Genomic DNA, 13,976 nt, shown 5'->3' on the forward strand with positions numbered 1-13,976 from the left:
AACAGTATTTATGGAAAAATTATTAATAGTTGATGACGATACCGGTATTCAAAAGCAACTAAAATGGAGCTTATCGGATTACGACGTGGTGTTTGCAGAAAATCGTGAGAAAGCGATTGCCGCCGTTCGACGCTTTGAACCTCGCGTAATTACCTTAGATTTAGGGCTACCACCAGACCCTGCCAATGCGAGCGAGGGGCTAGCTGCTTTGCAAGAGATTTTGGCAATAGCGCCACATACCAAAATTATCGTGATTACAGGTAATGATAATCACGATGTTGCATTACAAGCGATTGCACTTGGCGCATATGATTTTTATCAAAAACCTATTGATTCCGATGTGATTAATGTCATTGTTTCTCGTGCGATGTCACTCGCTAACTTGGAAAAAGAAAATCGCACGATGAAGCAATTTGCGGGTGCTGAAACGGGGATTATCGGCAATAGCACCTTGATAGATCGCATGCGAGAAATGATTTTACGGGTTGCACCAACAGAAATTTCTGTTCTGTTACTGGGTGAAAGTGGCACAGGTAAAGAAGTCACCGCAAAAGCTGTGCATAGTGTGAGTGATCGCGCCAAAAAACCTTTTATTGCGATTAACTGTGCATCCATTCCTGAAACTTTATTAGAAAGTGAATTATTTGGCTTTGAAAAAGGGGCATTTACTGGCGCCCATCGCACCACAAAGGGAAAAATAGAGTGTGCACAAGGTGGAACGTTGTTTCTAGATGAAATTGGGGATATGCCATTTAATTTGCAGGCCAAACTATTGCGTTTTTTACAGGAAAAAGTGATTGAACGTATTGGCGGGCGACAGGAAATTCCTGTCGATGTCAGAGTGGTGTGTGCAACGAATCAGAATCTTCAAGAGATGGTTGCCAACAAAGAATTTCGAGAAGATTTGTTTTATCGCATCAGCGAAATCACGATTAATATCCCACCACTGCGTGATCGTGAGGAAGATGTGATAATTCTTGCCCAGTTTTTCCTTCAACAATATGCGGCTGAATATAAGCGGAACATCAAAGGGTTTGCCGATGATGCGATACAAGCGCTCAAGCAGCATCGCTGGCCGGGCAATATTCGAGAACTTCAAAACAAGGTCAAATCTTCAGTCATTATGGCGGCAGGCAACCAAGTTAGTGCGATAGATTTAGGGTTATTAAATTCAGGTGACGATAACTATGAGCTGTCGTTGAATTTACGTACTGTGCGGGAAGAGGCTGAAACCATTGCGATTCAAAAAGCCTATGCGTTAACTGACGGAAATATGTCTAAAGCATCAGCATTACTGGGCATTACTCGCCCAACCTTATATAGCTTAATTGAAAAATATGGCTTGAACTTGCATGGCTAAGCTTTTTACATTGCTGGCAGGAATAAGGAGTTAAAGTTCTATGAAAATCTACCCTGCGATTATGTGTGGCGGCAGCGGAACCCGTTTGTGGCCATTGTCACGTCGGTTACTGCCTAAGCAGTTCATAGCGCTAGTCAATCAAACGACTATGCTGCAAGATACTTTAGGGCGACTGCCTAGCGGCTGTCAGCAGCCAATCTTTATCTGTAACGAGGCCCACCGATTTACTGTTGCAGAGCAAACTAATGCTGTTGATAACAAAGGTAGTATTCTCTTAGAGCCACAAGGTAAAAATACTGCACCTGCGGTAGCGCTAGCCGCGTTCAAAGCGATTACTGAGGATGAAGATGCAGTGTTATTAGTGTTAGCGGCCGATCATGTCATCCATGATCAACATGCCTTTCAAAACACAGTTGTACGGGCGCAAGCAGCTGCTGAGGCAGGTAAATTAGTAACATTCGGCATAGTGCCTACTAAGCCCGAAACGGGCTATGGCTATATTAAACATGGCGCGCTAAACCAGGGAGTCGCTGATGTTGATACCTTTGTTGAAAAGCCCGACCTAGCTACTGCTCAAGCCTATTTAGCTAGTGGTCAGTATCTGTGGAATAGCGGCATGTTTATGTTCAAAGCAAGTCGCTATTTGGCAGAATTGAATAAATATCGACCGAATATTTACCAAGCCTGCCAAGCGGCCATGTCTGATTGTGTAACGGATTTAGATTTTATTCGCCCGAATAAAGCGGCATTTGAACAGTGCCCTGATGAATCAATTGACTATGCCGTGATGGAGCATACCGAACAAGCTGTTGTCGTGCCTTTAGATGCAGGTTGGAGCGATGTGGGCTCTTACAGCGCACTTTGGGAAGTCAGTGAACAAGATCAAGATGGTAATGTTTGCAAAGGTGATGTGCTGACCCACGAAACTTCCAACAGTTATCTGCATAGCGACAACAAGCTGATAGCAACTGTTGGTATCGACAATTTAGTTGTGATTGATACCTCAGATGCGGTGCTAGTGGCTGAGAAGTCTCAGGTTCAACAAGTAAAGCATGTTGTCAATGAACTCAAACTGAAGCAACGCAGTGAGGTTGATCATCACCGTCAGGTATATCGACCTTGGGGTAGCTATGACTCAATCGACAACGGTTCACGCTTTCAGGTGAAACGAATAGTCGTCAAACCTGGCGCTAAGTTGTCTGTACAAATGCATCATCACCGTGCAGAGCATTGGATTGTCGTTTCTGGCACGGCAAAGGTGACAATTAATGACGACACCTTTTTGATGACTGAGAATGAATCAACTTATATTCCTGTAGGCGCTGTTCATGCTTTAGAAAACCCAGGCAAGCTGCCTTTAGAAATGATTGAGGTGCAATCGGGAAGCTATTTGGGAGAAGACGATATCGTTCGCTTGGAAGATCGATATGGTCGTGAACAGGAGCAAAACTAGTGTCAACACTAACCTGTTTTAAAGCATATGATATTCGCGGCAAACTCGGCGATGAACTCAATGAAGATGTTGCTTATCGCGTTGGACGAGCATTTGCACAACACTTAGCCGCTCACTCGGTTGTTATCGGGGGCGACGTTCGCCTGAGTACAGAGTCGCTTAAAGCTGCGCTTGCAGAAGGTTTGATGGATGGCGGGGCTGATGTTATTGATTTAGGCCTGTGCGGGACTGAACATATTTATTTTGCGACTTCTCACCTAAATTGCGATGGTGGCATATGCGTGACAGCGAGCCATAACCCAATTGATTACAACGGTATGAAGCTAGTGCGCAGTGAAAGTAAGCCCATAAGCGGCGATTCTGGACTGTTTGACATTAAAGCACTAGCAGAAGCCAATAAATTTGAAAAGCCTGAACGCCTTGGTACTAAACGCGAATTAAACATTGATGCGGCATTTACTGAGCACCTGATGACCTATATTGATCCAGGGCAGCTTTCTCCTTTGAAAATTGTGGTTAATGCGGGCAACGGCGCTGCGGGACCTACGTTAGATTTTATTGAACAGTATTTTCACGCTCACCAAGTACCAATCGAATTTATCAAAGTTCATCACCAACCAAATGGCACTTTCCCTAATGGTATTCCTAATCCATTGCTGCCCGAGAATCGAGATTCAACGCAACAAGCAGTGATTGAGCATCAAGCCGATTTTGGTATCGCTTGGGATGGCGATTTTGATCGGTGTTTTCTGTTTAATGAGCATGGGCAATTTATTGAAGGTTATTACATCGTTGGTTTGCTGGCAGAGAACTTTCTTGCCAAGAATGCTCAAGAGGCAGTAATTCACGACCCTAGGTTGACTTGGAATACGATTGATATTGTCAGCACTGCTGGTGGCCACCCTATTCAAAGTAAAACAGGCCATGCGTTTATCAAAGAGCGCATGCGTAAGGAAAACGCTGTCTATGGCGGTGAAATGAGCGCTCACCATTATTTTCGAGACTTTTTCTATTGCGATAGTGGCATGATTCCTTGGCTCTTGATAGCTGAGTTAGTCAGTGTCAAAGGTAAACGGCTATCTGAGTTAGTTGGCGAACGAATTGCGATGTTCCCTTCTTCTGGTGAGATTAACAATTGGGTAAAAGACGCTCCTCAAGCCATTCACCGAGTGAAAGCGTTTTATCAGCCAATGGCTATTGACTCTGACGAAACTGATGGCATCAGCATGGTGTTTCCTGAGTGGCGTTTTAATCTTCGCAGCAGTAATACCGAACCGGTTGTGCGCTTAAATGTTGAGTCAAAAGGCGATATTGAGTTGATGAAGAAAAAAACACAAGAAGTGTTAGATTTACTAATGATATCTTAATTAAGTCTTGCAAATGACCTAAAAATGCAAGATTTAAAGCAGAATTACAGATTCAAAAGGAAGTTTAGATGAAAATTGGGATTATTGTCGGCACGCGCCCAGAAATAATCAAGATGGCGCCTGTGATTCGTGAGTGTCAAAAGCGTTCGATACCGTTCTTTATTATTCACTCTAATCAGCATTATTCTGAGGAGATGGATAGTATTTTCTTTGATGAATTAGAACTTCCAGCCCCAAACTACAATTTAGGTGTCGGTTCTGGGCTTCATAGTAACCAAACGGGTAATATTTTGATCAAAATGGAGCCTATTTTGGTTGAAGAAAAGCCAGATATAGTGCTTGTTCAAGGGGACACGAATACGGTTCTTGCTGGCGCACTTGCTGCGTCAAAGCTCAATATCAAAGTAGGCCATATTGAGGCTGGCTTGAGAAGCTATGACCGTATGATGCCAGAAGAAACAAACCGTATTCTTACCGATCACATGAGTGAGTTCTTATTTGCTGTTGGGCCAAATCAAGAACAAATCCTTGATAAAGAGGGTATCTCAGCAGACAAGATTCACACGGTTGGCAATACAGTTTCTGATTCACTATTTCAGCACCTAGAAATTGCTGCTGACAAAAGCCAAATCCTAGACGACCTTAGTTTAACTGAAAATGATTACTTCTTAGTGACGGCGCACCGAGCGTCTAATGTCGATATTCCCGCTCACTTAAAAGAACTGCTGGTTTTATTTGAACGTTTACATGAGAAGTATGAGCAACCAATCGTGTGGCCAATTCACCCTCGTACTCAAGCGAAACTAACAGAATTTGGCATAACGATTCCTAGCTATCTTAAGTTAAGCCCACCAATTGGTTATCTCGATTTTATTCAGCTTCAGCAAAATGCTCAGCTTATTTTGACTGACTCAGGCGGTATTCAAGAAGAAGCATGTTTACTGGGTGTTCCTTGTATTACACTGAGAGAAAATACGGAACGCCCAGAGTCAATTGAAGTCGGTGCTAATGTTTTAGTTGGCCGTGATGCTGATAAAGCGCTTGCTGCGGCAGATAAGTGGTTAAATACTGAGGGTAGTGTCAGCTGGGCAAATCCATTTGGTGACGGCCATGTTGCTAAGCGCATTGTTGATATTTGCTTAGGAGATAAGGCAACAGCAAGTAACGAACAAGCAGAAATTGTTCGTAATGGAGAGTCGATAACCGTCGTTGGCATGGGGTATATGGGCTTACCTATTGCTTGTTTACTAGCGCAAGCGGGTTATCAAGTGACAGGTGTGGATCTAAATGAAGATAAAGTGGCAGCTATTAATAGTGCAACTTGCCCATTTGATGAAGTTGGTTTACCTGAATTATTAGATAAAGTTGTTAGCCAAGGCTTGTTAAAGGCATCAACCCAAGTGGTCAACAGTGATACTTATTTAGTTGCTGTTCCTACTCCACATAAAGGAAATGCGTGCGATCGTTCATATGTATTTAGTGCCGTTGATGCAATTGCGAAAGTCGCAAGCAATGGCCAAACGGTTATTATCGAATCGACGATCTCGCCGCAAACTAGCTTAGCAGCAGCAGACAGGTTTAAATCTGCTGGTTTATCTGTTGATCTTGTTCATTGTCCAGAGCGTGCAATACCTGGGCAAACATTGCATGAACTGGTCAATAATGACCGCATTATTGGCGCGACTAGCAGCCAAGCTCAGCAAAAAGTTAAGGATATTTACCAGAGCTTTGTCAAAGGTGAAGTCTTCTTGACCGATTTGACCACGGCAGAGTGTGTGAAATTGGTGGAAAACACCTCACGAGATGTCGGTATTGGCTTCGCGAACGAGTTGGCGGAGATATGCCAGGAGTTAAATGTCGATGTTTACGAAGTTATCAAATTAGCGAACCGTCACCCAAGAGTTAATGTGCTTAACCCTGGCCCAGGTGTTGGTGGTCATTGTATTCCAATTGATCCTTGGTTCTTAGTAGAAAATACGAAGTCTGGTGAGCTCGTGCGCAAAGCTCGAGCTATCAATGACGCAAGACCAGCATTAGTCGCTCAGCAAGCCATTGAGAGGCTCCAACCTGGACAGACTAAGATAGGTATACTTGGTGTTGCATATAAGGCAGACGTTGATGATTGTCGTGAAACACCCGCGGAACCTATTCTGCATTGCTTTAATCAAGCAAGTATAGAAGTGAAATATCATGACCCTTATGTATCAGAATGGCTATGTGAGCGTGAAACAGAACTTTCACAACTCGATAGTTGGGCAGATGTCTTAATTCTTGTGACAGATCATTCTGACTACCGAGAGTTGCAAGTTGACTCGTATTTAATCAATACTAGATCTTAATGACATAAAATTTTAAGAAGCTCATCACATGATGAGCTTTTTTGTTTAAGAGAGAACATGGAAATAAATAATAATGAATAAACGTACAATTATTGCCCTAGCGGTTGCAGGGGTATTAGCAGCAGGTTGCAGCGAACAGGAGAATGCGGCTAGTTACCTTGAACAAGCTAAAGCTGCCAAGCAAAACCTGCAACCGAGTAACGCAATAATTGCTTTAAAGAATGCGATTAAACTTGAGCCTAATAATGGCGAGGCGCGTTTTCTTCTTGGCCAACTTTATTTGAGTCAGGGCAACGCAATCAATGCGACCAAAGAACTTGAACGTGCACAAAAGGCCAAGTTTGACGCTAGTTTAGTTAGCCCTCTCATCGCGAGAAGCTATTACTTAGTTGAAGATTTTGAAGCGGTTTCAGCATTACCTCAGTCGTCACTGACCCCTGACGCCTTATTAACCACCCATTTTTATAAATTACTAACCTTTATTCGACAGGGTAACTTAGAGCAAGCAACTTCAGTCCTGCAAGAAATGCAGCAGGCCAATGAAGCACATGGCTACACCGCTCTGGCCAATGCATTTATCCATTACGAACAGCAAAACTTAGCGCAAGCAGAGCAAGAAGCGCTAGGGGCATTATCAAAAGTACCTGGTCAGCCAGAGGCCATCTTACTGCTTGGTAACATTGCTGCAGCTAGCGAAAATTACGTACTCGCGAGTGAGAACTTTCTTAAATATTTAGAACTTCAGCCACATCAGCGAGTAGTAGAGTTACTCGTTGCTAATGCATTTTTAAAGGCCGAAAAGTTTGAGCAAGCCGAGAAATATGCCGATCGCATGTTAAAAGGGTTACCTAACCAGCCACTGGCAAATTATGTTAAAGCCATGGTTAGGGTACAAGATCAAGACTACGAATTAGCACTGCACCATGCTGAAAAGGCAATTAATAACAACTTAAACCAAGCTAATTTAAGACTAGTAGCAGGTGTTAGCGCTTTTTATCTAAATAAATATGAACAAGTGATGCTTTACATAAAGCCGTTAGTCAAATATCTCCCTGAAGATCATTTTGCTCGGAAAATGCTGGTAGTGAGTCAAGTTGAGCTCGGTATTATTGAAGATGTAGCGGCAACCCTTGGTAGCGTTGATGAAAATGCAGTAACTGGTGCAGATTTTTATTCAGCCTTAAGCTTTAAATTACTGCAAGCCGGCGCGCAACAAGAAGCCAAAGCGATTATTGAAGCAGTAAATATTGACGAGAACTCGCCACAGCAGCTGCTTAAAGATGGCATGCTAAAGCTAATGGTAAATGATGAAAAAGCACTTGCTTCATTAGAGCGTGCCGTTGAGCTTGACCCAGAGTTAGTCAAAGCTGAATTAGCTATTGCTTACATGGCGCTGAATGCAGATGACTTCGCCAAAGCAGAGAGTATCGCTAACAAGTGGCAAAAAGCTTATCCTGACAAACCGGATGGGTTGAATCTGTCTGCTGCTGTCGCCTTAAAACAAGGCAAAAGCAAAGTAGGTAAAGCGCTTCTAGAACAAGCAATGTCAGTTGAGCCTAATGTTTATGCTCTATTGCAACTAGCTCAACTTTCGTTAATTGAACAAAATCAAGTAAAAGCACTGGAGTTGCTGCAACAAGCAAAATCGATTGCGCCAGATAATATCAGAGTACTTCGAGCACTACTTCAATTAGACGAAACAGACAAAACGCTCAATGAAATAAAAACAAAAATAAACCAAAGTGCAGACAACACTAATTTAATTCTTGTCTATGCAGAAGCCTTATTTAGAAAAGAGCAGGTCGAAGACGCACTAACCCAGCTAAACACGATTACCCCAAATATTCAGACTCCCAAGTTTTTTTGGCAGCTGAAAGTTACTGGCTATCGTTATAGTCAAAACAGTAGTTTAGTAAAAACAACGTTAAATGAATGGCGAAAAGTCAACCCGTATCACCTAGAACCATATATATATTTAGCTGAAGTGTATGTATTGGAAAAAGACTTTGACGGTGCGCTTCGCACAATTGAAAGCGGCTTAATAAAACAGCCAGAAAGCTTACCGTTGAAGTTAATTAAGGCGGAAGTGCTGATCAATGCGCGAAAGGCTAGAGAGGCTCGCGATTTACTTGCTGAGCTGGAGGAAGATATTGCCAATCGTCAAATCAGGCATGGTTTATACGGTCGACTGGCGCTACTAGAGCGCGATTTTACAAACGCTGAATCACATTTATCTCAATTTTATAAAATTCAACCGAACGCCAGAAATGCACTGTTGTTAGCTGGCGCGCTTTCGGGGGCGAAGCAAAAGCCGCAGGCAATTGCTATATTAAAGTCACATCTAGCTGAACATGCTTATGACTCGCGTGTTGGCTCATTACTCGGTAGCTTAATGTTAGAATCGGGCTTACCGACAGATGCGTTAAGTGTTTACCAGCAAATGGCAGACAAAGAACCGGGCAATGTTATCGCACTTAACAACACCGCATGGCTTTTTATGGAACAAGGGCAGCTAGAGCAAGCCCTTAACTATGCAGAAAAAGCAGTCGCTATTGCACCAGAAGTGGCAAGTGTTATCGATACTTACGCTCAAGTCTTGCTTAGATTGGGGGATAGCGACGAAGCACTTGCTAATTCGAGCTTAGCTTACAAAAACTCTAAAGGTAAAGATGTAGATATAAAGCTAAATTATATCGAGGCATTGATTATAAATGAACGAATCGCAAGAGCTATTCAGCTATTAGAGGAAACAAATGTTGAAACAGCAGAGCAAAGTCAAAAAAAATCACGAATTGAATCTATGATTAAATAATTTCTATAGGTTTATCTGCGAGGTTATATGGTTTCAGACAAGAAAGTAGTAAATCAACCTGTCTCAGGTAATGCAGGATCTTTTTGGCAATCTATTCAAGAGTTCTGCCAAATAAACGAATGCTCTGCCTCATGCCAGCAAGATGATGTTGCTTATTATGGCGATGTTACTACAGGTTATACGTCAAAAATTCTAGGAATTTTTTGGCCAACAACCACTAAGCATGTTCAGTTTATTGTTCGCTTAGCTAATGAATATGGAATACCTTTGTACCCTATAAGTGCTGGAAAAAATTGGGGTTACTCTGATGCTATGCCATCCAAGTCACACATGGTTTTGATTGACTTATCAAAAATGAACAAAATCGTTGAAGTCGATGAGGAGAACAAGCTAGCGATAATTGAACCAGGAGTCACCCAACGTCAATTAAGTGATAGACTCAAAAATACGAGTTTATTTATGGATTGTACAGGGGCTCCAGAATTTACCAGTATCGTTGGCAATATTTTAGAGCGAGGATTTGGCCACACTTTGACAGGAAACAGGCAGTTTAACTCATGTTCTTTCGAAGTCGTCCTCGGTAATGGTGAGATATTGCGAACTGGCCATTTAGCATATGAAAGCTCAGGCGCGCATGGCGTCAGAAATTGTCATACAAAACCAACTACAGGGCCAATTGTTGATGGATTATTCTCTCAATCAAACTTCGGTATTGTGACAAAGCTCTGCTTTTGGCTGATGCCAAGACCTGAGTCAATACTTCCATATATTGTTATATTTAATAGCCATGAAGATTTTCTAAATGCTATAGAGCCTCTCTCTGCCTTAAAGCAGGCTGGCGTTGCCCGCAGTGTGATGCATGTTGGCAATGATATGAGAGCGATCTCGTCAAGTATTGCTTATAACCTAATTCAACCAAACGCCGACGAACTATTAACTAGAAATCAAATTAGCGAATCGTTAGCCAACTTAGGAATAGGCCCATGGGCTATGTCTGGGGCACTATACGGTAGCAAGAAAATGGTGAGTGCATACAAGAGTGAGTTAAAACGTGCACTTAACAGCGCCTGTCATTGTAAAATTCACTTTTTGCCAGAATGCTTGGTTAAGAATGCAATGTTCGTTGCTAATGGGTTACTTCCTATTTTTAGTAGCCTGAACAAGCTTTTACCATTGCAATTTGTCGTCAACGAGCTTGCTAAGCTTAAAGCTAATTTAATCTCAGCAAGTGCGTTAATTGATATGCACTCAGGAACCCCAACCAATTACTTTCTGAAAGGGTGTTATCACAAGCACAGTAGTGGTTTTCCAACTGATTTTGGGCCGTCTATTGATATCGCTAAAGATGGCTGTGGTCTTATTTGGATGTCACCGACAGCCCCCACGTCTAAGCGACACATAAGTGAAGTTCTTGAATTATTGAGAGATGCATATGAATCTGAAGGGTTTCATTTATATGCAACACTGAGTTTTATCGATGACCGATCCACAGCGATTATCTGTAACCCTGTGTTTGATGTTACCAATGAAGAGGAAACTCGAAGAGCAATAGAATGCAGTAAAGCGGCAATGGTGCGGTGCATTAGGAATGGCTTTCCACCTTACCGGGTTGCCAATGTACATTGGAAGGCTTGGCACGACGAGCTTAGTCAACAACACAAGAATGTATTAACTGCACTGAAGCAGGTGTTTGACCCAAATGGTGTTCTAGCAAATGGCCGCTATGGTATAGAACTAGATTAATCAAAATTTGCGTTTAAAAGGAAGAAAACAATGGATATTAAGGTATCTTATAAGGTTTTGTTGCCATTTATAGTGGCTCTAGCGCTACAAAGCTGCAGCGATATTGGAAAAACCGCGGATGAGCATTATCAGCAAGCCTTTGTTTATTATAATCAGAATGATAGAGAAAGTGCGGTTGTTGAGTTAAAAAATTCTTTAAAAAAAAATACGAGACATATTGAATCGAGAAAATTACTTGGGGCTATTTACTTAGAACATGAGGACTTTGAGCTTGCTGAAAAAGAACTAGCGCGAGCGATCGCTTTATCTTCAAAAGACCCTGAAATAGAGATTCTATACGCTAAAGCCTTAATCGAGTTAAGAAAGATTAGCGAATTTGAGAAATTGTTGCAGGATGTTGAAGGGTGGACTCTTGATGACCAAGCAACAGCAGTTTCATTGAAAATTGAAGTGTTTTTGCAAAAAGGTGATTTAGCAGAAGCCGAGCTGCTGTTGGATATGGCTTCAACCTTGCCAGAGAATTCAGCACTATTATATGCAAATGCGTTAGTTCTTAGCAGCCGACAACAATTTGTAGTAGCAAATGATTACTTAACCGAAGCACTTAATAAGAAGCCGAGTTTTATTAAGGCAATAGTTTTAAAAGCAGATATTGCAGCATTTGAAGGTAAAGCTGATAAAGCGCTATCTTTATATCAAGAGGCATCGCTGTTGCAACCAAATAGCAACCTGTTAAAAATGAATGTAGTTCGTATCTTAGTGGCTAAAGAACAACTAGATGAAGCTAAGAATTTGGTTGGTCAAATATTAAATAGAGCACCAGATTACCCTGAAGCCAATTACTATGGTGCGCTACTAGCATTAAAAGAGAAAGATTATACAAAAGCTTATAGCTTGAGTGATAAAGCGTTGTCATATGTACCGGAACATATGCCGAGCAACTATGTCAAGGCATCCGCTGCATACTCTCTATCTCGATATGAGCAGGCACTAAGAAGCATTACAAAAGTTTATTCAAATAACCCCATGCATATTCCCTCGGCAAAATTGATGGCTGCAACTCAATTGAAATTGGGAATGCATGAAAAAGCAATCCAAGTCCTTTCAAAGCTTGGGGAAGATAATTTTGATGTGGATGATATTGATTTACTTTATGCTGCTAGCAACGCAGCGTTTAAGGAAGGTTTTACGGATAGTAGAAAACTGTTTTTAAATAACGTGCGAGAGTTGATGCCTGATGCGATTGAGCCAGATTTAGACATAACACTTGCTTACCTAAGTGATCAAGACATTAAGGGAGGTTTAGAAAGTGCTCAACAGGCAATAAAGAAGAACCCTAAATCTGTAAGCGCCCGTTTACTATTGATTTCAATATACATGTCAGACAGAAACTATGAAGTTGCTCAACAAGAGATTGACGGGTTTCTTCAAGACTTTCCCAAAGATAGAAATGGTCAAGTCCTTCAGTCGGTGCTGTGGATAGAAAACGGTCAATACGAAAAATCGGAAGTGTTACTGAAAAAGGTATTAGCCGAGCAACCAAGCGATGTTAATGCGAGTCACAATCTTGCCGTTATTTATTTGCGACAGCAAAACTTTGAAAATGCAAAGGCTGTATACCTAGCCTCATTGCAGCATAACCCTAAGCATATTCGAACATTGAGACAACTGTATTCAATCGATTTAACTTTAGATTATGAAAATGCATTTGAGTGGCTTCGGCTAGCGATTGAAAGCGGTGATACGAGTTTATCTACCGCTCTCGCTGCTGCTGAATATCTGTATCTTGCGGAGGAATATACAAAGTCAGCAGAATATATATCATCATTTCGTAAAGAAGCTAACAATAACTATCGATTAGCAATATTGTTTGCACAGTTGGCCAGAACGGACAAACAACTAGAAGAGTCAGTTGACTACTTGAGCCAAGCAATAAATATAAACTCAGAAGTATTTTTTCCTTACTATTGGCGTGCTTTAAGTTTGGAGCAACTAGGCCAGTTTCAAAGTGCACTCAGTGACTTAAACAGAGTACTTCTACTAGAGCCCAGTTATGTAGCAGGATATGAGCGAAAAATTGCATTGCTACTGATGTTAGGTCAACTAGTTGAAGCCAAACAAACAATAGATCAATTGACACTAGTAGCACCAGAAAAAACATTAACTCGCATGTTATACGCAACCTGGTTAGCTCGAAACAAACAATACGATCTTGCTATCGAAATTTTTCAAGACCAGTTAAAACAGCAAAAAAATAATCAGCACCACAGAGAGCTCAATAATGTATTGCTTGAAGCAGGCAGAGAAGATGAAGCTATCAACAATATGAAAGAGTGGCTTCAAGAGCATCCAAAAGATTTGCTAACGTTAAAAGTTTTAGTTAATGCATATTTTAAAGTAGGGCGTAACAGCCTGGCTATTCCTAGTTTAAGAAAAATAATCGATATTTCTCCTAAAGATGTTCTTGCACTAAATAATTTGAGCTATTTGCTGCTTCAAAACGATCAGCCTGAAGAGGCATTAACTCATATTGAAAGTGCTATGATTCTTGAACCAAAAAATCCGTTTTTAATTCATACTTACTCTCAAATATTGATGGCTACAGGTGAAATTGAAGAAGCCTTAAAGCAAATTTTAAAGGCTGATGCTATTACGCCATTAAACATTGCCATATTGTATACCAAAGCACTGATTCAAATAGAAAGCCAAAACCAGCAAGACGCTATCCTTTCATTAGAGTCAATAATGGCCCAAAGGCCCAAATCTGAAAAGGATCTTTTGATTATTAAAAAGTCTACAGAGAAACTACGCGAATTAAAGAGCTAGTCGCTGTCAATTTGCTTTACAAACCTTAAAGGCTGTAGCAAATTAACTTCACCAATTGCTTCTAGTGTATTGTTTT

General features: G+C 41.3%; 7 protein-coding genes. All 7 read left to right on the forward strand.

The annotated features are described in order from the left end of the window. Positions 1-10: 10 nt before the first annotated feature. The 7 genes from prsR (at position 11) to prsT (DXX94_RS12550) (ending at position 13,900) form a co-directional block, all read left to right on the forward strand. Positions 11-1,360 (forward strand): PEP-CTERM-box response regulator transcription factor, encoded by a 1,350-nt coding sequence (gene prsR, locus DXX94_RS12520; protein WP_116016331.1) that lies wholly within the window; start codon positions 11-13, stop codon positions 1,358-1,360. Positions 1,361-1,400: 40 nt separating this feature from the next. Next, on the forward strand, positions 1,401-2,813 hold the full coding sequence (locus tag DXX94_RS12525; RefSeq protein ID WP_116016333.1) for a mannose-1-phosphate guanylyltransferase/mannose-6-phosphate isomerase: 1,413 nt from the start codon (positions 1,401-1,403) through the stop codon (positions 2,811-2,813). Further along, complete coding sequence (locus tag DXX94_RS12530) at positions 2,813-4,180, forward strand: phosphomannomutase CpsG (RefSeq protein WP_116016335.1); 1,368 nt, start codon at positions 2,813-2,815, stop codon at positions 4,178-4,180. Before DXX94_RS12525 ends, DXX94_RS12530 begins: the two co-directional genes overlap by 1 nt. Positions 4,181-4,248: 68 nt before the next feature. Further along, the gene (gene wecB / locus DXX94_RS12535; RefSeq protein ID WP_116016337.1) at positions 4,249-6,519 is read left to right on the forward strand and encodes a non-hydrolyzing UDP-N-acetylglucosamine 2-epimerase; all 2,271 of its coding nucleotides are present in this window, start codon (positions 4,249-4,251) and stop codon (positions 6,517-6,519) included. 73 nt (positions 6,520-6,592) lie between these two features. Continuing rightward, complete coding sequence (gene prsT / locus DXX94_RS12540; protein ID WP_116016339.1) at positions 6,593-9,331, forward strand: XrtA/PEP-CTERM system TPR-repeat protein PrsT; 2,739 nt, start codon at positions 6,593-6,595, stop codon at positions 9,329-9,331. Positions 9,332-9,358: 27 nt separating this feature from the next. Beyond that, complete coding sequence (locus tag DXX94_RS12545; protein WP_116016341.1) at positions 9,359-11,074, forward strand: FAD-binding oxidoreductase; 1,716 nt, start codon at positions 9,359-9,361, stop codon at positions 11,072-11,074. Between the two features lie 30 nt (positions 11,075-11,104). Beyond that, entirely contained in the window at positions 11,105-13,900 is a 2,796-nt protein-coding gene (prsT, locus tag DXX94_RS12550; RefSeq protein WP_116016343.1) for an XrtA/PEP-CTERM system TPR-repeat protein PrsT, read from the forward strand. Positions 13,901-13,976: the final 76 nt, after the last annotated feature.

This window comes from Thalassotalea euphylliae, assembly GCF_003390375.1.
In the GTDB taxonomy this organism is placed as follows: Bacteria; Pseudomonadota; Gammaproteobacteria; order Enterobacterales; family Alteromonadaceae; genus Thalassotalea_F; species Thalassotalea_F euphylliae_A.